General features: G+C 36.4%; 18 protein-coding genes and 1 other RNA gene. 13 read left to right on the top strand and 6 right to left on the bottom strand.

Annotation, left to right across the window (positions count from 1 at the left end):
• Positions 1 to 2: 2 nt before the first annotated feature.
• The gene (locus tag K0A91_RS00075; protein ID WP_295006908.1) at positions 3 to 3,164 is read right to left on the bottom strand and encodes an AsmA-like C-terminal domain-containing protein; all 3,162 of its coding nucleotides are present in this window, start codon (positions 3,162 to 3,164) and stop codon (positions 3 to 5) included.
• Between K0A91_RS00075 and mltG the strand changes: the two genes are divergently transcribed.
• The 10 genes from mltG to K0A91_RS00125 all read left to right on the top strand — a co-directional run bounded on the left by mltG (position 3,151) and on the right by K0A91_RS00125 (position 14,133).
• On the top strand, positions 3,151 to 4,038 hold the full coding sequence (gene mltG / locus K0A91_RS00080; protein WP_295007355.1) for an endolytic transglycosylase MltG: 888 nt from the start codon (positions 3,151 to 3,153) through the stop codon (positions 4,036 to 4,038). The genes K0A91_RS00075 and mltG overlap by 14 nt on opposite strands.
• Before the next feature lie 140 nt (positions 4,039 to 4,178).
• Positions 4,179 to 6,374 (top strand): NADP-dependent isocitrate dehydrogenase, encoded by a 2,196-nt coding sequence (locus K0A91_RS00085; protein WP_295006910.1) that lies wholly within the window; start codon positions 4,179 to 4,181, stop codon positions 6,372 to 6,374.
• Positions 6,375 to 6,455: 81 nt separating this feature from the next.
• Positions 6,456 to 7,412 (top strand): malate dehydrogenase, encoded by a 957-nt coding sequence (gene mdh, locus K0A91_RS00090; protein WP_295006912.1) that lies wholly within the window; start codon positions 6,456 to 6,458, stop codon positions 7,410 to 7,412.
• Between the two features lie 3 nt (positions 7,413 to 7,415).
• Entirely contained in the window at positions 7,416 to 8,807 is a 1,392-nt protein-coding gene (gene fumC / locus K0A91_RS00095; protein WP_295006914.1) for a class II fumarate hydratase, read from the top strand.
• A 156-nt stretch (positions 8,808 to 8,963) separates the two neighbouring features.
• On the top strand, positions 8,964 to 10,139 hold the full coding sequence (gene sucC / locus K0A91_RS00100) for an ADP-forming succinate--CoA ligase subunit beta (RefSeq protein ID WP_295006916.1): 1,176 nt from the start codon (positions 8,964 to 8,966) through the stop codon (positions 10,137 to 10,139).
• A 17-nt stretch (positions 10,140 to 10,156) separates the two neighbouring features.
• Positions 10,157 to 11,032 carry a succinate--CoA ligase subunit alpha gene (sucD, locus tag K0A91_RS00105; protein ID WP_295006918.1) on the top strand — a complete coding sequence of 292 codons (876 nt, stop codon included), beginning with the start codon at positions 10,157 to 10,159 and terminating at the stop codon, positions 11,030 to 11,032.
• Between the two features lie 190 nt (positions 11,033 to 11,222).
• Positions 11,223 to 11,558 carry a 4Fe-4S dicluster domain-containing protein gene (locus K0A91_RS00110; protein ID WP_295006920.1) on the top strand — a complete coding sequence of 112 codons (336 nt, stop codon included), beginning with the start codon at positions 11,223 to 11,225 and terminating at the stop codon, positions 11,556 to 11,558.
• Positions 11,558 to 12,712: a 2-oxoglutarate synthase subunit alpha gene (locus tag K0A91_RS00115; RefSeq protein WP_295006922.1), complete on the top strand. Its 1,155-nt coding sequence runs from the start codon at positions 11,558 to 11,560 to the stop codon at positions 12,710 to 12,712. Before K0A91_RS00110 ends, K0A91_RS00115 begins: the two co-directional genes overlap by 1 nt.
• A complete protein-coding gene (locus tag K0A91_RS00120; protein ID WP_295006925.1) occupies positions 12,712 to 13,569 on the top strand; it encodes a 2-oxoglutarate ferredoxin oxidoreductase subunit beta in 858 nt (285 codons plus the stop codon). Before K0A91_RS00115 ends, K0A91_RS00120 begins: the two co-directional genes overlap by 1 nt.
• A gap of 9 nt (positions 13,570 to 13,578) precedes the next feature.
• The gene (locus K0A91_RS00125) at positions 13,579 to 14,133 is read left to right on the top strand and encodes a 2-oxoacid:acceptor oxidoreductase family protein (protein ID WP_295006926.1); all 555 of its coding nucleotides are present in this window, start codon (positions 13,579 to 13,581) and stop codon (positions 14,131 to 14,133) included.
• Positions 14,134 to 14,237: 104 nt separating this feature from the next.
• On the opposite strand, the gene K0A91_RS00130 is transcribed toward K0A91_RS00125, so the two are convergent.
• Positions 14,238 to 14,855: a TetR/AcrR family transcriptional regulator gene (locus K0A91_RS00130; RefSeq protein ID WP_295006927.1), complete on the bottom strand. Its 618-nt coding sequence runs from the start codon at positions 14,853 to 14,855 to the stop codon at positions 14,238 to 14,240.
• 174 nt (positions 14,856 to 15,029) lie between these two features.
• On the opposite strand from K0A91_RS00130, the gene rnpB reads away from it, so the two are divergent.
• The 3 genes from rnpB (at position 15,030) to K0A91_RS00145 (ending at position 17,226) form a co-directional block, all read left to right on the top strand.
• Positions 15,030 to 15,400, top strand: an RNA gene (gene rnpB / locus K0A91_RS00135) — RNase P RNA component class A.
• Between the two features lie 552 nt (positions 15,401 to 15,952).
• The gene (locus K0A91_RS00140) at positions 15,953 to 16,306 is read left to right on the top strand and encodes a cation-transporting P-type ATPase (protein WP_295006929.1); all 354 of its coding nucleotides are present in this window, start codon (positions 15,953 to 15,955) and stop codon (positions 16,304 to 16,306) included.
• Positions 16,306 to 17,226, top strand: coding sequence for a tyrosine-type recombinase/integrase (locus K0A91_RS00145; protein WP_295007357.1), 921 nt, complete (start codon positions 16,306 to 16,308; stop codon positions 17,224 to 17,226). Before K0A91_RS00140 ends, K0A91_RS00145 begins: the two co-directional genes overlap by 1 nt.
• On the opposite strand, the gene K0A91_RS00150 is transcribed toward K0A91_RS00145, so the two are convergent.
• Genes K0A91_RS00150 through K0A91_RS00165 form a run of 4 tightly spaced genes read right to left on the bottom strand, consistent with a single transcriptional unit; the run spans position 17,180 to position 21,314 of the window.
• Positions 17,180 to 17,668 carry a hypothetical protein gene (locus K0A91_RS00150; protein WP_295006931.1) on the bottom strand — a complete coding sequence of 163 codons (489 nt, stop codon included), beginning with the start codon at positions 17,666 to 17,668 and terminating at the stop codon, positions 17,180 to 17,182. The genes K0A91_RS00145 and K0A91_RS00150 overlap by 47 nt on opposite strands.
• Positions 17,669 to 17,707: 39 nt before the next feature.
• Positions 17,708 to 19,153, bottom strand: coding sequence for a DUF87 domain-containing protein (locus tag K0A91_RS00155; protein WP_295006933.1), 1,446 nt, complete (start codon positions 19,151 to 19,153; stop codon positions 17,708 to 17,710).
• Positions 19,154 to 19,162: 9 nt separating this feature from the next.
• Positions 19,163 to 21,118 (bottom strand): DNA topoisomerase, encoded by a 1,956-nt coding sequence (locus K0A91_RS00160; RefSeq protein ID WP_295006935.1) that lies wholly within the window; start codon positions 21,116 to 21,118, stop codon positions 19,163 to 19,165.
• Positions 21,108 to 21,314: a hypothetical protein gene (locus tag K0A91_RS00165; protein ID WP_295006937.1), complete on the bottom strand. Its 207-nt coding sequence runs from the start codon at positions 21,312 to 21,314 to the stop codon at positions 21,108 to 21,110. Before K0A91_RS00165 ends, K0A91_RS00160 begins: the two co-directional genes overlap by 11 nt.
• Positions 21,315 to 21,319: the final 5 nt, after the last annotated feature.

The following is a 21,319-nucleotide window of genomic DNA, read 5'->3' on the forward strand; positions in this document are numbered from 1 at the left end:
CTCTACTTGTTCTCTTTATCTTTAAAGAGTTCAAACGGAAGCATAAGCGTTCTTTTTATTATGTTAAAAGGAGCGACCGCTATATCTTTTGCTATTTGTGTGTCAATGTCGGGGTCATCAAGCGCACCAGTTACTTTTAGAGTTGTAGATATATTCTCTTTTCCCATTAAGATATGTCCAAGAAGCGGTATCTTTGAAAATGAGCTCCCAAGGCTTGTTCTTAAGTTCAAGTCTAAATTTATGCTGTTTTTCTCCGTACTAGCTTCGCCAAATCCAACAATTTCAATCTCTTTTGATTTGAGGTAGATGTCGCTGATGTTGTACACATCATCTTTAAATTTAAAATTAACATAAGCATTTTTTGCAGCTATTCCGTTTTTATTGTACCCGGGAAGAGAGAAGGTTACAAGGGAGGGAACGGTGTTCACAAAGGCAAGAATATTGTTTAAAATCTTATAATCAAGAATAGTGGTATCTTTTACGTAAATCATTCCCTCATACTCATCAATAGGGCCGTTGATATAGAACTCCAAGGAGCCGCCTTTGAATTTTGAGAGATAAAAGAGCCTTCCCATAAACTCATCGTTGAAATTCTCTCCGTATAGGTGAAATACGCTATCTTTTAGATTAAAAACCGCTCTGCCTTGCTTATGTGAAAGCTCACCATGCGCCACTTTATTAAGAAACCTAAAATTGATAGTGTCAGAAATTACATGTCGATTTTTGCTGACAAAAATAAAGCAGTTTTGTGTGTCGACAAAAACCTTAGGTGTACTGTTTTTATCACTGCTGCTGTTTCTGTCGTTAAAAAAGGTTGCTATTTCGTGCAGGTTTATTCCAATATTTTCCGCTTTTACAATGATGTCATCTTTTATCTCTACATCAACCGCATCATTTATTTTTAAAAATATATCTTTTGTTTTAGTATCGACTTCACCATTTATAAAATAGCTCTCTATCAGTCCCTCTTTTGTTGCAAGAAATCTGTACTGGTAGTCTGTTTTTAGTGAAAATTTTGCATTTTTTTCATCTTTTGTTTTGCTGATCTCAAAACTGCCGTTTGTTAAATTATAGTCTGTCAGTATTTTAGAGTGTAGAGCTATTTTATCTATGGAGTTTACGCTAAGCTTCCACTCTTTATCCCAAAATGCGTACTCAAAATCATGACTCTTTGAGTTGATAAAAACTTTATTCTCTTTGCTTTGAAGCAGAAGCTCAATATCATCTTCATTTTTAAATATTTCGCCAAGGCTTGCGTCAATGTATTTCAAATCATGGATTTTCACAAACCCCACTGAGTTTTTGAGGTTATACTCTGAGTTGATTTTTGCACTCAGGTTCTTTTCATACTTTAGAGCTAAATTATTTACTTTGAGTATATCCTGCTTTATATCTGCAGCTAGGTTATTGATAGTAAATTTGCTTGTGTCGGTTTTTAGTTTTACTAAATTTTTTGAAGATATATAAAGCCTCTTTTTGTCGTAGAGAAGATTTAAGAGTGGCTTTGATTTGTCAAGCTCGATTCCCATAAGGCTTAGAGACAAAAGATTTATTCCAATATTTGCTTTTTTTTCTTTAAAAAGAAGCTCACCAAAAAATATTGCCGAGAGAGTTTTTTCCGATCTTATCTTTGTTGGAGGAATTTTTGCGCTTATGCTGTCTATGTCAAATGGTATTTTCATTGCATCTATAAGTAGATTTTCACCTTTATAACTCCACCGGGATTTTTCAATCTCTAGGTAATCCTGCTCATTAGAGATAGTATAGAGTGCAACAAGAGGTGTTTTGTCGTTAAGAAGCATCAAGGAGTTGTCTGTTGAGTTAATGCTCTCAAACCTAAAGGAGAGCTCTCCCTTTGACTCTTTTGCTCTAAAATCCAAATCTACATATGCTGAGGCGATATCGCCATATTTTGCACCCATATTCTCTACTTTGACGTTAGAGTTGTTTATAGTTATATGTGCGTCAAATATATCTATATCGAGTCCAAGATAGTTTATTTGCGCCTCTTTTGCGTAAAAGTCACCTATGGCTGCAACATCTGCAGATATAAGATTGATATCAAGTTTTAGGTTTGCATCCATCTCTCCATTTGTCTGAATAAACGGAAGATTAATGCCGTATCTATCCAGAAGATGCAGCAAATCTTTGTTTGCCTGACCTTTAAAGAGAAGATAGAGCGTCAAAAGCTCCTCTTTTTTTGTAAAATCAATCTTCAGCCAGCTTTTGTCAAGAAAAAACCCGTACGAATACGCATCTTGGGGTCTTATGCATAACACACCGTCTTTAAACTCCAACTCCGTGCTCTTTGTACGAACAGAGTCCACTTTTTTGTCATAAACATATGTTAAATCATGTGCCGTAGCTTTTACATGTAGATTTAGGTATGCCTCATCGATGTTTTTATAATCAATCCATCCATAGAATCTATTTATCGAGAGCCCTGATGCAGTTATTGCGTCATACATCCAATATTTGGCTCTTGGATCAATGTTAAAGAGATCAACTATCTCTCTTGTATCTTTGATATCTTTGTCAGATTCTATTTTATATAGGAGTTTATCCCTGTTTCCGCTTGCGTATAGTTTAAGCTTTGTCTCATCGCCTATATAAATAGAGAGCGCGGCTGTGAGCTCCAAGCCGTTATAAAGGCTAAAGATTGCATCTCCGTTAATTTTCGTATTTTTGTTTGTAAGCAAAAAATCCTCAATATCTAGGTGAAGCAGACCATTTTGTGAGAGTAGCGTAGCGTTTATGGAAAAATCGTTCGAAGAGAGATTTACAAAGCCGCTCTCATTTTCAATATAGTGTAGAGTTACTGCTATATCGCGGTAAGCTGCTCTCTCAAGCGTTATCTCTTTAAACCAGTTTAAATATGGAAGATTTTCTTTGATTGTTTTGATATTTTTTTCATAATCATCTTGTGAATCTGTTTTGCTTTTTTTCTCGCTAATTTCAATCTCTTTGGCGATGAGGCTTATTTTTTCATCCCATTTAATGTATAATTTCTTAATTTTAACGTTCTGGAATGATGTATCTTCTAAATATATTCCATTTTGTAAAAACACAAAAACAGTAAAGAGTATCAAAAATATGAATGATAAAGCGCTGACAATAACGAAGTGGATTTTTGAAATTGTGCTAATAATTATGTTGTCGTTCATTTATTACCTAAATCAGCCTGTAAATTCCCCTAAAGTAATATACATTCCTGAAGGTTCGATAAGCAAGATTATAACACAAATGTGTAATAAAAATTATAATGTAAGCAAACTTGACACACTCTTGCTAAGAGTTATAGGCTCCCCTCAAAGCGGGTGGATAAATATAGGAACAACACACAACAGCAGAGCAGATTTTCTATATAAGCTGACAACAGCAAAAGCCGCACTGCAAAATATTATGTTGATTCCGGGCGAGACAACATATATCTTTTTAGATCAGCTGGGAGAAGAGCTAAAGCTAGACAGAGAGCTTTTGCAAAAAGAGTATGAGATGCAATCAGGCTGGGCAGAGGGAGCATTTGTTCCAAATACATATAGCCTGCCAATAGGAATAACTGAAAAGATGGTTATTAGGATTTTGCTAAACGAGTCTTCATCTCAGATGCAAAAGCTCTCTAAAAAGATATTTGGCACATATAATGAGAAGAAATGGTTACATTTCGTAACAGTTGCCTCTATAATTCAAAAAGAGTCTGCCTCAATAGAGGAGATGCCTCTGGTAAGTTCCGTCATATACAACAGAATCAAAAAAGGGATGAAACTGCAGATGGATGGAACTCTGAATTATGGAAAATATTCACATGTAAAAGTTACTCCAAGCAGGATACAAGAGGACAGGTCTATATACAATACCTACCTATACAGCGGTCTTCCATCGGTTCCTGTGTGCAACGTGAGCGTAGATGCAATTAGAGCGGCAATCTTTCCTGCTGATACCAATTATCTCTACTTTATGAAATCAAAAAACGGAACACATGATTTTAGTAGTAACTATTCTACACATTTGACCAATATAAAGCGTGCTACCAAATGAAACATATCTAAAATAAAAGTGAATAGTTAGACGTTGTAGTCCTATATTGTTTAATCTTAGTGGTAATATACATTTTATAAGTTTTCGCTCTAAGTGTTACCTTATTGCAAAAATATAAAATATTAACCAAGGACAAAAAAATGTCAAAAATTATCTGGTCAAAAATAGATGAAGCACCAGCTTTAGCAACTTATTCACTTTTACCAATCGTAAAAGCTTTTGTAAAGAATGCGGGCGTAGATGTAGAGTTGAGTGATATTTCGCTCTCAGGAAGAGTTATTGCTACATTTTCTAGTGTATTAAAACCAGAGCAAAAACAGACAGATGCTCTTGGTGTGCTTGGTGAATTTGTTCAGCAGCCGGATTGTAACATTATAAAGCTACCAAATATTTCGGCTTCAGTTCCACAGCTAAAAGAGTGTATAGCTGAGCTTCAGTCACAAGGGTACGATTTACCTCAATATCCTGAAGATGCTAAAACTGCCGAAGAGATAGCCATAAAAGAGAAGTATTCTGCTTGTCTGGGAAGCGCAGTAAATCCTGTTCTTCGCGAAGGAAACTCTGACAGACGTGCAGCGATAGCTGTTAAAAACTTTGCAAAGAAAAACCCTCATAAATTAAGAGCGTTCTCTGAAAATTCAAAAGCTTACGTAGCTCATATGACAAACAATGATTTCTATGAAAATGAGCAATCAGTTATAAAGTCTGGCAACGGAACAGTTACAATTAACCTAAACGGAAAGTGTTTAAAAGATATTAAAGCGGTTGAGGGTGAAATATTAGACGGTACTTTTATGTCTGCAAAAGCATTGAGAGCCTTCTATCAAGAGACTTTAGCAGAAGCAAAAGCTAAAGACGTACTTTGGTCACTACACCTAAAAGCAACTATGATGAAAATCTCCGACCCTATTATGTTTGGTCATGCTGTTGAAGTCTTCTTCAAAGATCTGTTTGCTAAGTATGCAGATGAGTTTAAAGCTCTCGGTATAAACCCGAATATGGGTCTTGGAGATTTATACAAAAAGCTTGAAAAATCATCTAAAAAAGCTGAAATAGAGGCAGCTATCATGGCTACTTACAAAACTCAGCCAAACATGGCGATGGTTGATTCTGAAAAAGGAATCACAAACCTTCACGCTTCAAATGATATTATCATCGATGCTTCTATGCCTGTTGTTGTGCGTGACGGCGGTAAAATGTGGAACGCTGAGGGTAAAGTTCAAGAGTGCGTTTCTGTTATTCCAGATAGAACTTATGCAACTTTCTATAAAGAGATAGTTGATGACTGTGTTAAAAACGGTCAATTTGATGTAACAACGATGGGAAATGTTGCAAACGTTGGTCTAATGGCACAAAAAGCTGAAGAGTACGGTTCTCACCCTACAACTTTCGAAATCAGCGAAGACGGTGTTGTTGAAGTTAAAGATGAAAACGGTGCAGTGTTAATGAGCCATAATGTTGAAAAAGGCGATATCTGGAGAATGAGCAGAACAAAAGATGCCGCTATCAAAGACTGGATTAGACTTTCTCATGAGAGAGGCGTTTTAACTGGAAATCCTGTTGTTTTCTGGCTAGATTCATTCAGACCGCATGATGCAAACCTAATCAAAAAACTTATGACCAGCTTGCCGGCTTATTTAGCTAAGACTCCAATCGAGTATGAAATTTTAGCTCCAAAACAGGCTATGAAATACTCTTTAAGAAGAGTTAGGGCAGGGCTTGATACTATTTCATCTACAGGAAATGTCTTAAGAGATTATTTAACAGACCTTTTCCCAATTTTAGAGCTTGGAACATCTGCAAAAATGCTTTCAATTGTTCCTCTTCTTTCGGGCGGCGGTGTATTTGAGACTGGTGCAGGCGGATCAGCTCCAAAGCACGTTGAACAATTTATTAAAGAGGGGCATTTAAGATGGGATTCTCTTGGTGAGTTCTTGGCGCTTGCTGAATCACTTAGGTTTGTAGCTCAGAAAAATAACTCAATAGAGTTAGAGGCTATTACAGAAGCCCTTGACATTGCAAACGCCGGTTATTTAGATAACAATAATTCACCTGGAAGAAACGCAGGAGAGCCTGATAATAAAGCTTCTCACTTCTTTGTTGCAAAGTATTGGGCAGAAGCTTTAGCGTCTCAGACAAAAGCCCCATCTATTGCAGCTAAGTTTGCTCCAGTGGCAAAAGCGCTTAAGGATAATGAAGCTAAAATTATGGAAGAATTGATGTCAGTCGAGGGTAAAGCTCAAGATATCGGCGGTTACTACCACCCAAATGATGCTAAAACTGAAGCTGCTATGAGACCGTCTAAAACTCTAAATGCCATAATCGACAGCATCTAGTTATATTTAAATGTCTTTAATGTAATGTTTTGGGAAAATATATTTCACTAAAACTTTATAATTTTATTTCAAGGAGTGTGTATGAATCAAGGTAAAAGAGTAGGAATAGTTGGTGCCGGAAATGTCGGTGCAACAGTAGCATACTCTCTGGCAATGCTTGGTTCTTGTCATGAAATAATTCTTCGTGATAACAAGATAGATGTTGCTAAAGGTAAAGCGCTTGATATGAGTCAGGCTGCTGCAGCTGTTAGAAGTCATACCATAGTTAGCGTTGCTGAGGATATGTCGGATTTGTCAAACTGTGACGTCGTAGTAGTAACAGCGGGTAGTCCAAGACTTCCTGGTATGAGCCGTGACGACCTGCTTATGATTAACGCAAGAATTACAAAAGAGGTTATAGAGGGAGTTGCAAAATACTCTCCGGATGCAATAATAATAATGGTCTCAAATCCACTGGATGTTATGACTTATGTTGCATTAAGAGAGAGCGGATTTGAGAGAAGCCGTATTATTGGAATGGCCGGAATACTTGATAGTGCCAGAATGGCTAGTTTTATTCAGGAAAAACTTGGATATGGCGGCGGACAGATTCGTGCTTCAGTTATGGGCGGTCACGGTGATGACATGGTTCCGCTTCCTCGCTACTCAACGGTTGCGGGTGTTCCTCTTGGTAACCTTTTGACTGACACAGAAATTAACGAAATCGTTACGCGCACCCGCAACGGTGGTGCGGAGATAGTAGGGCATCTTAAAACAGGTTCAGCATATTATGCACCTGCAAGATCTACAACCATCATGGTTGAAGCAATTTTAAAAGATACAAAACAGATTCATCCGTGTGCAGTTTTCTTGGAGGGTGAGTACGGCTACTCTGGCGTAGTTTCTGGCGTACCCGTTATGCTTGGCGCAAATGGAGCAGAGAAGATTATAGAAGTAACGCTTGATGAGTCTGAAAAAAAGATGTTTGAAGGCTCTTGCAACTCTGTTAGAAGTTTGATTGACACACTAAATAAAAATAATTTTTTTGAAGGAGAATGATTTATGAGTAGTCGTATCGAAAAAGACACAATGGGTGAAATAAAAGTTCCAATAGATGCTTATTGGGCAGCACAAACTCAAAGATCAATAGAAAATTTTGCTATTGGCGAAGAGACTATGCCGTATGAGATAACTAGAGCTTTTTCTTATCTTAAAAAAGCCGTAGCGCTCGTAAATAAAGATTTGGGCAAACTAGATGCTAGAAAAGCAGAAGCAATAGCACAGGCTTGCGATGACATGTTGGCTGGAAAACTTGACGGAAATTATCCGCTTGTTGTATGGCAAACGGGCTCAGGCACGCAGTCAAACATGAACAATAATGAGGTTCTTGCTTCTCGTGCAACTGAGATTTTAGGCGGAGATTTTAGAGTTGAAAAGCTTGTTCATCCAAACGATGACGTAAACAAATCTCAAAGCTCAAACGACACTTATCCTACAGCTCTACATGTAGCTTCCGTAATTGCCGTTGAGACTCGTGTTCTTCCTGCAATAGCGAAGCTAAAGGCGACATTAATTGAAAAGTCGGCCAAATTTGATTCTATTGTTAAAATAGGACGTACACACCTTCAAGATGCAACTCCTTTAACGCTTGGTCAAGAGATTAGCGGCTGGGTAGAGATGCTAAACAAGTGTGAAAAAATGATTAAAGTTTCACTTGAGAGCGTCCGTGAGTTAGCACTTGGCGGAACAGCAGTAGGAACAGGGCTTAATGCTCATCCTGAACTTGGCGAGAGAGTAGCTCGTAAACTAACAGAGCTTACAGGGCACAATTTTATCACTGCACCAAATAAGTTTCATGCACTAACATCGCATGACGCTTTGGTTTTCTCTCATGGAGCTCTAAAAGCACTATCTGCGGATATGATGAAAATCGCGAATGATGTTCGCTGGCTTGCTTCAGGTCCTAGATGCGGAATAGGGGAGATTACTATCCCAGAAAATGAGCCTGGTTCTTCTATTATGCCTGGTAAAGTCAACCCAACTCAGAGCGAAGCAGTAACAATGGTTACATGTCAGGTCATGGGAAATGATGCGGCTATCGGTTTTGCGGCAAGTCAGGGAAATTTCCAGCTAAACGTATTTAAACCCGTAATTGCATACAACTTCTTGCAGTCATGCCGCCTGCTAGGTGATTCGATAGTCTCGTTTAATGATCACTGTGCGGTTGGAATTGAGCCAGTTGCAGAGAAGATAGATTTCTATCTTCAAAACTCTCTAATGCTTGTTACGGCGCTTAACCCTTATATCGGTTATGAAAATGCAGCAAAAATAGCAAAAACGGCACATAAAAACAACTCTACTCTAAAGGCAACCGCTATTGAGCTAGGGCTTTTAACTGCCGAAGAGTTCGACAAGTACGTAATCCCAGAAGATATGATATCGCCAAAAGCGTAATCAAAAACCCTATAATTCTCAAAAAACAGAGTTTTTTCTAAAGAAACTTCGTTTTGTAACTTTATGGGGTTACAAGGGACAAATTGTCCCTGTCACTAAAACGAACATGTTCGTTTAAATGCGTAAAATGACAAAATTAAAAAAAGGAAAAATTTAATGAATATACATGAATATCAAGCTAAACAAATTTTTGCTAAATATGATGTACCTACACCCAAAGGTTTAATGGCCGAGAGCGTAGAGCAGGCGGTTGAAAATGCAAAGGTTCTAGGCGGACCTGTTTGGGTTGTTAAAGCTCAAATACATGCTGGCGGTCGCGGACTTGGCGGCGGGGTAAAGCTTGCTCGTTCAATTGAGGAGGTAGAAAAACTATCTCGCGAGATTTTAGGAATGACCCTTATTACTCACCAAACAGGACCCGAGGGAAAACTTGTTCAAAAGCTTTACATTGAAGAGGGTGCAGATATAAAAGATGAGTTATACCTTGGCGTTGTTCTTGACCGTGCACGTGAAATGCCTGTTATTATGGCTTCAACTGAGGGCGGTATGGCGATAGAAGACGTAGCACATGACAATCCTGAAAAAATCATCAAAGTTGCGGTTGACCCTGCTATCGGTTTTCAAGGTTTTCACGGAAGAGAGCTTGTTTTTGGTCTAGGAATTACTAATCCGGATGAGCAGAAGAAATTTATAAGCTTTGCCTCAAAACTCTATAAACTTTACATTGAAAATGATGCAGAGATGATAGAGATAAATCCTTTAGTTAAAACTGGTAACGGTGACTTTTTGGCACTTGACGGCAAGATGGGATTTGATGATTCTGCTCTTGGGCGTCATCCTGATATCGAAGCGATGAGAGATATCTCTGAAGAAGATGCTGATGAGCGTGAAGCTACACAGTACGGTCTTTCATATATCTCGCTAGATGGTGAAATCGGTTGTATGGTTAATGGAGCAGGGCTTGCAATGGGTACCATGGATACAATAAATTATATGGGCGGAACACCTGCAAACTTCCTTGACGTTGGCGGAAAAGCTAATGCAGAGACTGTTGCGAAGGGATTTGAGATTATTCTTAAAAATCCTAAGGTTAAAGCTATATTTGTAAATATTTTCGGCGGTATCGTTAGATGTGACCGTATTGCAAACGGTATCTTGGAAGCTACAAAACTTGTAGATGTACATGTTCCTGTAATCGTACGTCTTGATGGTACAAATGCACCTGAAGCCGCAGAGATTTTAAGAAACGCAAATATTGCAAACGTTATAGCAGCTACGGACTTGGCTGATGGCGCCGCAAAAGCAGTAGCAGCCGCAAAACAAGCAAAGTAAGAGAGGGGAGGATTTATATGAGCATATTGGTAAACAAAGAGACAAAAGTAATCGTTCAGGGTTTTACAGGGAAAGAGGGTTCTTTCCACGCTGAGCAGTGTATGGCGTACGGAACAAAGATAGTTGGCGGTGTTACGCCAAATAAAGGCGGAACTGAGCATTTAGGCCAGCCTGTATTTAACACGGTAAAAGAGGCTGTTGCGTCTACGGGCGCTACTGTTTCTATGATTTTTGTTCCGCCTGCATTCGTTTCTGATGCGGTAATGGAAGCTGCAGATGCAGGAATCGAACTAGCTGTTATCATAACGGAAGGTGCACCGGTTAGAGATATGCAAGCTGCTAAAGCTTATGCCCTTAAGCACAGCATGAAAACTATCGGGCCAAATTGTCCTGGAATTATTACGGCAGAAGAGTGTAAAATTGGAATTATGCCTGGTATGATTTTCAAAAAAGGAAATGTAGGGTTAATCTCAAAATCAGGCACTCTGACTTATGAGGGTGCAAACCAAGTTTGCAGAGAGGGTTTTGGAATATCTACAGCAGTTGGTATCGGAGGAGACCCGATTATTGGTCTTTCATACAAGCAGCTTCTTCCGATGTTTGAAGCAGACCCAGAGACTCATGCAATCGTTATGATTGGTGAAATCGGCGGAGATCTTGAGATTCAGGCAGCAGCATATATAAAAGAACATATTACAAAACCTGTTGTTGCTTTTATAGCAGGTCAAACTGCACCTAAAGGCAAAAGGATGGGTCACGCTGGCGCAATCGTAAGCGGAGGCGCAGGTACAGCGGCCGAGAAAATGGCGGCACTTGACGCAGCAGGCGTAAAAGTTGTTGTTTCACCTGCGGATATCGGAAAAGCTGTAGCGGAAGTTTTAGCTAAGAGATAAAAAAAACGGCCTTGGTGCGAGCCCCATTAGGTAACATCCAGTGTTATTCAAGAGGCGTTATTAGCACAATTCAGGGTCATATTAATTAAACTTAGTTAATCTGTTTGTGAAAATTTAATTGGCGTTAATTTAACAATTAATGTTAAAATAGTACAAGCTTGCTTCGTGCTTTAAAAAAAGAGGAGAATAAATGGGAACTTTTAAGACTGAAAACCCAGGCAATCAACCTGTATGGGTAAATACAAATAACTGTAAAGCATGTGATATTTGTGTTTCTGTATGTCCAGCTGGCGTACTCGGAATGAGATATGATAACAAGTCAACCCTTGGTGCGATGATATCCATTGAACATCCAGAGTCTTGCATTGGTTGTATGGAGTGTGAATTATCATGTCCAGACTTTGCTATATATGTAGCTGATAAAAAAGAGTATAAATTTGCAAAATTAACTGATGACTCAAAAAATAGACAAGTAGCTGTTATTGCAAATAATTATATGTCACTTAGCGAACAAGGAGTTAAATAATGGCAAGAGAAGAAATCTCAACAGGTAATGAACTATGTTCAATGGCAGCAATTGACGCCGGCGCTAGATTTTTTAGCGGATACCCAATCACTCCTTCATCTGAAGTAATGCACGTGGCATCTGATTTATTACCGAAAGTCGGTGGAAAATTTATTCAGATGGAAGATGAAATTGCCGGTATTTGTGCTGCTTTAGGCGCATCTATGACAGGTGTAAAATCTTATACTGCGACTTCAGGTCCCGGTATTTCACTTAAAGCTGAACAAATCGGTCTTGGTTTTATCGCAGAAATCCCATTGGTTATAGTAAACGTTATGCGTGGTGGTCCATCAACTGGTCTTCCAACTCGTGTATCTCAAGCAGATATAGGTCAAGCACAATATCCGACTCATGGGGATTATGCTTCAATTACTCTATGCGCAGGCAGTTTGACTGAGTGCTATACTCAAACCGTACGTGCGTTTAACTTGGCTGAAAAATATATGACTCCGGTATTTATCCTTCTAGATGAGACAATCGGTCACATGCACGGAAAGGCTGTAATCCCTGATTTAGCAGAAGTTGAGGCCAGTGTTGTTAATCGTGCAACGTTTAGTGGCTCTCCTACAGAGTATAAACCGTATGATGTTCCTATGAACAAGCCTGCAGTTCTTAACCCTATGTTTAAAGGGTACAAGTACCATATTACAGGTCTTCACCACGGACATGAAGGTTTCCCTACTGAAGACGCAACCCAGTGTGAATTCAATATAGAGCGTCTAGTCGGTAAAATCAACACAGTTGCAGCTGAGAATGACGGTCTTGACGATCAGCCTGATTATGAAGAGTATATGATGGATGATGCAGAAGTTTGTATCATTGCTTATGGCTCAATTGGTCTTGGCGCTTATGAAGCAGTCAACAAGCTTCGTGAACAGGGAATTAAGGCCGGCATGTTCAGACCAATCTTGTTGTGGCCTTCTCCAGCTAAAAAAATTGCCCAAATCGGTGCAAGATTTAAAGATAAGATTTTTATTACAGAGCTTAATATGGGTCAATACTCTAAAGAAATCGAAAGAGTTATCAAAAGAGATGATTTTACTACACTGTTTAAAGCAAATGGTCGCCCAATAGCGCCGTCTGAAATGGTAGCAAAAGTTAAGGAGATGATGTAATGGCATTTAATTATGATAAATATTTACGTGTAAATAAAATGCCGACACTTTGGTGTTGGGGTTGTGGTGATGGTGTTATTTTGAAAGCTACTATCCGTGCTATAGAAAAAATGGGCTGGGATATGAATACTGAAGTATGTGTTGTTTCAGGTATCGGATGTTCTGGACGCTTTAGCTCATACATAGATTGTAATACGGTTCACACGACTCATGGTCGTACGATCGCTTATGCAACTGGTATAAAGCTTGCCAACCCTAAAATAAATGTAATCGTTGTTGCCGGTGACGGTGATGGTCTTGCAATCGGTGGTAACCATACAATTCACGGTTGTCGTCGCAATATTGACCTTAACTTTATTCTAATTAATAACTTTATTTATGGTCTTACAAATTCACAGATTTCTCCAACTACTCCTCGGGGTATGTGGTGTGTATCTGCACAAAACGGTAATATTGACCCGACTTTTAATGTTGCAAATCTGGCTATGGGAGCAGGTGCTACATTTGTTGCTCGTGAATCTATGATTGACTCTAAGAAATTAGAGAAAATTTTAGTTAAAGGTTTTGAGCACAAAGGTTTTAGTTTTATAGAAGTTCTATCTAACTGCCATATCAACCTTGGCCGTAAAAACAAGATGGCTAACGCTATGGAAAACTTAAACTGGATTGACAGCATAACAGTTCCTAAGAGAAAATGGGATGAATTAAGTGAAGAAGAGCAGATGAATAAGCTTGCAACCGGAGTTTTAAGAGAAATCAAACAACCCGAATACACTGACATGTACGAAGAAGTAATCAAAGCTGCTCAAGGCAAGCGTGGTAAAATCACTCAAGACGATTTTGCGAAAAAGATATAGGGAGCTGGCATGAGAAATTCTTTAAGATTTACGGGTGTTGGTGGTCAAGGTGTTTTATTAGCTGGTGAAATTATGGCGGCTTGTAAAATTAAAGATGGTGGATACGGTTTAAAAACTGCCACCTATACATCTCAGGTTCGTGGTGGTCCAACAGTTGTTGACATCACGCTTGATGACAATGAGATTCGCTACCCATATGCAAATGAGGGCGAGATTGATTTCATGCTTTCAGTTGCAAACGTATCTTATCAGCAGTTCAAAAATGGTGTTAAGCCTGGCGGAATAATAGTCGTAGATCCTAACTTGGTTTCTCCGACTGCTGAAGATCGCAAAAAATGGATTATCCATGAGATTCCAATTATTACTATTGCAAAAGAAGAGGTTGGTAACGTTATTACTCAATCTGTTGTTGCGCTAGCAATTACAAATACAATGACAAATGTGCTTCCTAAGCAGTCATTGATTGATACAATGCTTTCTAAAGTACCGGCCAAAGTTCATGCGGCAAATAAGCTAGCATATGAACTTGGCGAGAAATACGCTAAAGAAGCAATGACTAACTAAGCTACTTATTGCGTTATCAGACAGCCAAATGGCTGTCTTTTTTTTATTTCTATGCTTAATATTAAACAATATCTACTGCTTTTCTCTCTTTTTTAATTAAAATATTACACCCTGATACTATCCCAGAAAAACTCTACATGCTTCTCAAACTGTGTTGATAGACTATTGGTGGAGCTGCTGTCAAATCGCAGAAGTGTTATCTGAAGCCTTATGTAGAATAGAGTGGATAGAAACTCATATGAGACCATCATTGGATCGGCAGAACGTATAAGTGAGTTTTGCATCATAATAAAGAAAGCTTCTGAGAGCACTTTTATATTTTCATTGTGAAATTCGTTCATAAACTGCTCTCTAAGCTCTCTGTTTTGAAATAGCTCTATCATAAGCAGCCTGAACATGTTTTCGTTGTTTTTATCAAAAGTAAGAAGCTTGTACTGCATTGCAAATTTTTGTAAAAAAGCCTTTCCTTTTAATGCCGACTCTTTTATATCACTGTTTTTTTCAGCAAAAGGGGAGGTAAATATCTCTTTTGCAACACACAAAAATATCTCCTCTTTATTTTTAAAGTGATTATACAGAGCACTCTCTCTTATACCAACTTCTGAAGCTATTTTTCGCACACTTGTAGCCTTAAATCCATACTCTGAGAAGAGGGATGATGATACTTTCAGTATCTTTTGCTTTGTATTTGATTTCTTCTGAACTACCGTATTTTTCGACATTCTACAACCTTTTTACATATAAGAACACTTGTTAATTTAAAAAGAATTATATATGAACAACTGTTAATTTATTCTTATGCGAAATGAACAAACGTTCATATAATAAAATAATCAAGTGAACGATTGTTCATACTGAAAAAAAGAGATATAAAGGAATATTTTTGTACTATTTCGCAGGTACAACAGATAGTGACTTGATTAACCTCAAGAGGAAAGTCCGAGCTGCTATAAGACAGTGTTCCATTTAACTAATGGCCGTAGTAATGCGAGGGAAAGTGCAACAGAGAGCAGACTTCCATTTTTTAGTTTACTAAAAGTGGTAAAGGTGAAAGGGTGGGGTAAGAGCCCACCAGTCTCTATAGCAATATAGAGAGCTTGTAAACCCAACATGGCAGCAAGAAACAGGTGGTCAGCGTCTTAATGGCAAGGTTGCGGCGTTAAAACCGTTGCTGAGCTTATGCTACTGTTTCGCTAGAGTTACTATGTAAATAGTAAAGTAGATTAATGCTATCAAAACAAAACTCGGCTTACGTTGTACCTAATTACATAAAATAATTGCCTATTTTTCAATCTACACACAAGCTGTATGATACCGTGTACATGTTCATACTAAAAAATATCAACTAAAAATATCAATTTTTCTTAAATTGATATTAGATACAATCATGTTTTTAATCGAATAGAGAGAAAAGCATATTCAAGAGAATTTACATTATTTAATATTACACGAAATAAGGGCTTTTTTAGGGTTTTTAATAAATAGTATGTTATTTTTTGTTTTAGTGGCGAGAAAATAGAGTAGTTTTTTCGCTTAAGGTTAGGCTTAAGAAAAAGAGTATAAAATACCACTGTTAACATTTTAGGACCTTCTTTCTGTAACTGTAACTGTAACTGTAACTGTAACTGTAACGAGGCGAATGAATGTTTTTTTCTGCTATTTTAAAAAGAGATGAAGGCATAACGAAATTTGGCGATTGAGTTGACATCTTCATCCTTTTTATTTTTTTTTAAAAGTCTCTCATTAATTTTATCGTATTTTTGATACAATTCTCTAAAAAAATAAAGAGATTACAATCTTACAATCTTAAAGCTTAAAGTTGTCAAAAAAGATAAAAAAGAAGATAAAAATGCGAAAAAGAAAAATAACAACAAAGACTGCTAAAAAATATAGAGAAAAGAGAGCAGATCCTGTTGGCAAAATTGTTAGAAGACACTTAGAAACAATTATTCAAACTTCCGGCTTATCAGAAGATGAAATAATGGATAGACTAAAAAAATATGGCAAAAATTATTCAAAAGTTGAAGCATTAAAACTGATGGTTTATAGATCTACGTTAAATTTAAGAAGTTTTGTTAGATTATTGCTCGCGCTGAACATAACTACTTATACTTTAGATATTAATGAAATTGAGGCTGAGGAAGTTAAGGAATATGAAAAGCTCATGAAGTGATGATTGACGATTCCCTTAAAATATCTAACATTCATTTCATTCTAAAAGAATATAAGATTTATCTACAAGTCCTTAAAAATTATGCAACGAATACTGTCAACATATATATCTCTTGTGTTGATGAGTTTGTATATTTTTTACAGGATAGCGATTATTATCATTTTTCGCAAATTGATAAAAATACTTTTTACAAATATATTAGTTTTGTAAAAAATAGGGCAAAAACTAAAAAATTGATTTCCAATAGAACGGTTAATTTTAAAATTGCTGCAATCAACAATTTCTCTGAATTCTTATGTAAAAAATATTATTCGTGCGAATTGCGCAAAGTAAAACAATTAAAGTATATCTCTGAAATACCAAATATAATAGATGAGCAGGACATGCTAATTCTTCTAAAAACAAAAAATCCAATTTTTGATAGAAAAGCGAGCTGGGTTTCCTGCCGTGATTTTGCACTTACTGTGTTAATTTATTCTTCGGGAGCAAGAATATCAGAAATACTAAATACAACTTCCATAGACATGGACGATAAATGGATTAGGCTGGAGGGAACAAAGAATAAAACAACAAGATATGTCCCAGTTAATATTCATGTACACATTGCGATCAACAACTATAAGGAGCAATGCCCCCTTTGTTTATTTAAGTGTTTGTGGATATGTAAAAGAGGAAAAAAACTTACAATACATGCTGCCTCAGCAGCAATAAAAAGAATGTTTGGATATTCTCCTCACTATTTTAGGCATGCTTTTGCGACACACCTTATTTTAAATGGGTGTGACTTAAGAACTGTTCAGGAATTTTTAGGTCACAGTAGTTTGGTTACTACGAGCATATACACACACATCAAGCCAAAACATCTCAAAAAAACTATTGAGAAGTGTCACCCTCTATCTCCGAATCTTGAGTCTTCTTAATTTTATTTAATTCTCTTCTTATAATTTGCATTTCTTTTTTTATTTTAATCATGTTGCTGCGCATAATTAAAAGTTCAGCTCGTTTGTAAGCACTTTCGCTAATATCAACCATGATTAAAGTTATGTCTCCAAGAACAACACTTTGCAATTCATTTTTACTTATCATCCTGTTTATTTCTGCTTTGTTTGTGTCATTATATAAGGCATAGTAATCAATTGGAATATACATATGCTCACTTAAATCTGTATGTTGTTTAGCTTTATAGACTGTATTAATCGCTTCTTGCGCATCGTCTAAATGCACTTTGAAATATTCATTGAGTGCATCCGTCATAATTTGTCGCATTGTGGTATTGTTTGCTTTTTTCAGCAAATCAATTTTGTTTGAAGTTTCAATATCTAAGCGAAAAGTTTTAACAATACCTCCGTTCTTGTTTTCCATAAATTTTAACCTTTTTTTAAAACTGATAATACAATTTTATCATAACTTTTCAATTAATTTTACTTTACTAAAACTTCTGCCTGTCTTAACAAGAGCATTGCCATAGCCATGTTGAGTATATTCAAGCATTGCCTTGTCTATGCCAAAAGATTTTCTAACAGAATCAAAGTCTGCTATGCCTGTATTCAAAATAACTTGTGCATCGAAATTTTTTAAAAATTCTGCCGGAAAGTGTTCTGCCGATTGAGCTGCAACTATCAAGCCCATTCCGAAACCTCTCGCCTCAGTTGCCGTTCGGTTTAGATAACTAAACGGATCGTTCTTGTCTCTTGAAGTACCTGCGATAAGTTTTGACTCATCAACTATTACATAGGTGTCGCACTTTTCACCTCTTGTTTTATTTGGACGCTCAGCATAAGTACCTCTAATCTTACACGATTTAAAAACTTTCCCGATCCATACATCAACTATAAACCTTTGAATCGCTACATCTAGCCCACTTATATTAACAATATTTAAGCCGCTTTTCACTGGTGGTCTTGTTGAGTGAAACACTCCCGAATCAACCAAGGCATTGATGTAAGAAGCCATTTTATCTATAGTTCTTAAAGCATCTTTCGTCATGTATTTTTCAACATTTATACCTCTTGCTTCAAACCACTCTTTATTGGGAGAAACATTCTTTTTGGTATAGTTATTTTTACCATATTCAATGTATTCGCCTACTTCTGTTTCAATTTTTTCTTTTAGCTCCTTAATTACTTTCTCAACTTCATCTTTATCTTCTTCCTCAAGTCTCGCCTCTAAGCTTTTAAGCCCGACTATATGGTTTTGCATGTTCATTATAAAATCGCTGCTCTGCTCATCTATAACAGTACCGTTGTAGTTGTTGCTGTATGACTTAATTCTAGTTACAAGCTCTAGCGTGTCCTCTAGGCTTGGTAATTCATTTAACCAAGTTGTTATATCATCATATTTAAAATCTTTGCAGAGATATGTATCTGAAAATAGATACATGAGGATGTCTTTTTGATTTGTTCCCATGTTTGGCAAAAAGTTCTTTTTGATAATTTCAATAATTCTTTCTACCTGTACTTTTGGACCTGAGTTTTGAACTTTAAATCTCTGCCCATCATTCATATTCCCTGTGGAGATCATCTCTTTCAGCTCTTCTTCCGGTACGCCTGTGTCAAACTCAAACGGATTAATACCATACTTACTATTCCATGCAGTAAATTCTATATAATTTCCGATTACCTCTCCATTATCGTTTTTTACAACCATATCGCCCTTTAAATCAAAGATAAAGATATGTTTATTTGACATAGCAAGGTATTCTGCTATTCTCAATAATAACGTAGTCTTACCCGCCCCAGAACCTCCACATATCAACATGTGGGGATTGAGAGAGTTTCTTGAATCGGGATTCCAAACAATTGGAGGTAATTCTGGTCTATTTGCTAGTTTTCCGAATATATAATCCATTAAGTCCTCTTACTTTTTATTTACGAAAGCAAGGGTAAAACCCCATTTTTCTTGTTGTGTTTTTCTATCTTTATAAGATTCAATAAGAACCTTTGCGTCGTACGGCTTTTGATTTTTTGCTATAAAATCGTTAAAAAGATAACCTCTTTTTTTTGAGAGTATTTTTTTAAGTGCGTCTGCTCTCTCTTCAACACTGTGAAATTCCATCGCTTTATCTGAGAAGAATTTATACACGTAGTTATCCCACATCGAAAAAGTACATCCACCATTTTTTTTAAAATTCTCGCACGCAAAGTAGTGACTAACTTCGCCGCTTTCTCTGTTGATAAATTCTTTTTGATAGATTAGGGCATTGCAATTCGGACATGAACCAACTTTTATAGGCTCCGGCATATTATATTGAGCCAACAACATGTCTATTTTTATGTTGCTGTCAAAAACAGCATTGTCAAGTTTTAAATTATATTTTTGTGCGATTGCTTTTATAAGATTGATTTTACTTTGACTTGGCTTACCGTCTTTTTCAATATAGCCACTCATTTTAAATGCAGTTTCAATTATTCTTTTTAACTCTTCAAGTAAAGAATTGAGTGTTATTTTTCCGACTTCAACCATTTTTATTTTTTCTTCAAATTCAGTTAAATATTCCAAATCTACAAAAGAGGGGAGGTGCTGTGTTAGCCATTGAATTAAAATTATTGCGCTTTCTTGTGGATGAAGCATTGACTTTACTTGATTTACGGCTCTTGAGTCTATAAGCTCATTAATTATTTTGTCGTGTTCCTTGTTGCTTCCAATATTATTTTTTTCTAATATTTGTGTAACGAATCGACCAACTCCAAATCTAGGCGGTCTCTTGCTCTGATATGAATATGGGTAAATGTCGATAGGTTTTAAAATTTCACCGGGTTGAATCTCTGGCAAGACAACTATATTTCCACTAAAGGAACCATCATTATTAGAAATCCTTTTTATTAATTCACCCGTTAAAATTTCCCAATTTTCTTGCCCATCTATTATAGCGTTAGCTTGTTCATATAATTTTTTATTTCCCACTACTATTTCAATTTTTGAAGTGTCGTAAACGCTATTTTTTAATTGTGTCGAAAGTGTTATATAGAAAATAAACTCATAAAGCTTTTGAACATCTACCGACAATTGTTCGTCTTCAAAAAAAATTGAATTAAATTCTAACGAGGAAGAAACTACCTTTGGAAAATATTTGGAAGAAATATGAATAGGGCGAATACACTCTTTTTGAGTTCTATCAACTATTTTGTCGGTATATCTTCTTTTGTATTGTAAAACAATATCTTCACTAAATGTCTGATTTAAAATTGTTATCATCTCCTCAGCAAAAGCATCATCAATATTCCATCCATTAGTTTCTGGTTCAGTTATTAAGTTTGCTTGATGTAATTTTTGTGCAAGAACTGTTACGTAATTTGGTTCAAAACCAAAAAGATAAAATGCACTATATTTTAATTCGGCGGTAGTCAGTGGTTTGTGTGGGCTCCTCTCTGTATCTTTTTTTGGAATGTAATTATCAACAATATGCGATTGTTTGTTTTCTTTTAAATAATCTATACAGTCCTCCATCTCTTTTTGTAAGGAATGGTTATAGTGTGCTGGATAATAAGCACTAAATTCAATACCATCATAAGAATAGTCTGTTTTAATTCTTATAATTTCTTCGGAAGAAAATTCTCTGATTTTCAATTCTCTTTCTACAAGCGGTACGAGTGCATATACTGTTCTGAATGATAAAAAAAATTTAGAAATCTTTTCAAACCAAATCTTATAACTATTTTCTAGCATTTCTTTTTTGTTACTGCTATTTTTATATTCAGAAGTTTTCTTGAGAGCTTCTTTTTGCTTTTCAACTATAATTTTTCTAATTGCAGAAAATAATTTTTCATGCAAAAGTTTATTTATTTCTGATTCTATTTTTTCTTTAGTTAGCATTTTTTAAATCCTCTATCAAATGTTTTTCTTTTGGGAAAAAATAATTCATCACAATTTGTATAATTTTTTTATCTCCAAGGTAATTGTGTTCAACAGCAAGAAATTCAATCGCCTCCTGCCAGTCACTAGAATTTTCGCAAATATCTTGAATTTCTTTCATACATGCATCCTGTAAAATATCATCTTCGTTCATCATTTTTT

This window comes from Sulfurimonas sp. (genome assembly GCF_019429335.1).
In the GTDB taxonomy this organism is placed as follows: domain Bacteria; phylum Campylobacterota; class Campylobacteria; order Campylobacterales; family Sulfurimonadaceae; genus Sulfurimonas.

What these genes read in the sequence shown, in the direction of transcription:
- K0A91_RS00160 (WP_295006935.1), bottom strand. Translation starts at nt 21,118, where the DNA reads ATGCTAACTAAAGAAAAAATAGAATCAGAAATAAATAAACTTTTGCAT.
- K0A91_RS00165 (WP_295006937.1), bottom strand. Translation starts at nt 21,314, where the DNA reads ATGATGAACGAAGATGATATTTTACAGGATGCATGTATGAAAGAAATT.
- sucC (WP_295006916.1), top strand. Translation starts at nt 8,964, where the DNA reads ATGAATATACATGAATATCAAGCTAAACAAATTTTTGCTAAATATGAT.
- K0A91_RS00075 (WP_295006908.1), bottom strand. Translation starts at nt 3,164, where the DNA reads ATGAACGACAACATAATTATTAGCACAATTTCAAAAATCCACTTCGTT.
- K0A91_RS00085 (WP_295006910.1), top strand. Translation starts at nt 4,179, where the DNA reads ATGTCAAAAATTATCTGGTCAAAAATAGATGAAGCACCAGCTTTAGCA.
- K0A91_RS00125 (WP_295006926.1), top strand. Translation starts at nt 13,579, where the DNA reads ATGAGAAATTCTTTAAGATTTACGGGTGTTGGTGGTCAAGGTGTTTTA.
- K0A91_RS00120 (WP_295006925.1), top strand. Translation starts at nt 12,712, where the DNA reads ATGGCATTTAATTATGATAAATATTTACGTGTAAATAAAATGCCGACA.
- K0A91_RS00110 (WP_295006920.1), top strand. Translation starts at nt 11,223, where the DNA reads ATGGGAACTTTTAAGACTGAAAACCCAGGCAATCAACCTGTATGGGTA.
- K0A91_RS00145 (WP_295007357.1), top strand. Translation starts at nt 16,306, where the DNA reads ATGATTGACGATTCCCTTAAAATATCTAACATTCATTTCATTCTAAAA.
- K0A91_RS00115 (WP_295006922.1), top strand. Translation starts at nt 11,558, where the DNA reads ATGGCAAGAGAAGAAATCTCAACAGGTAATGAACTATGTTCAATGGCA.
- K0A91_RS00150 (WP_295006931.1), bottom strand. Translation starts at nt 17,668, where the DNA reads ATGGAAAACAAGAACGGAGGTATTGTTAAAACTTTTCGCTTAGATATT.
- mdh (WP_295006912.1), top strand. Translation starts at nt 6,456, where the DNA reads ATGAATCAAGGTAAAAGAGTAGGAATAGTTGGTGCCGGAAATGTCGGT.
- K0A91_RS00130 (WP_295006927.1), bottom strand. Translation starts at nt 14,855, where the DNA reads ATGTCGAAAAATACGGTAGTTCAGAAGAAATCAAATACAAAGCAAAAG.
- mltG (WP_295007355.1), top strand. Translation starts at nt 3,151, where the DNA reads ATGTTGTCGTTCATTTATTACCTAAATCAGCCTGTAAATTCCCCTAAA.
- sucD (WP_295006918.1), top strand. Translation starts at nt 10,157, where the DNA reads ATGAGCATATTGGTAAACAAAGAGACAAAAGTAATCGTTCAGGGTTTT.
- K0A91_RS00155 (WP_295006933.1), bottom strand. Translation starts at nt 19,153, where the DNA reads ATGGATTATATATTCGGAAAACTAGCAAATAGACCAGAATTACCTCCA.
- fumC (WP_295006914.1), top strand. Translation starts at nt 7,416, where the DNA reads ATGAGTAGTCGTATCGAAAAAGACACAATGGGTGAAATAAAAGTTCCA.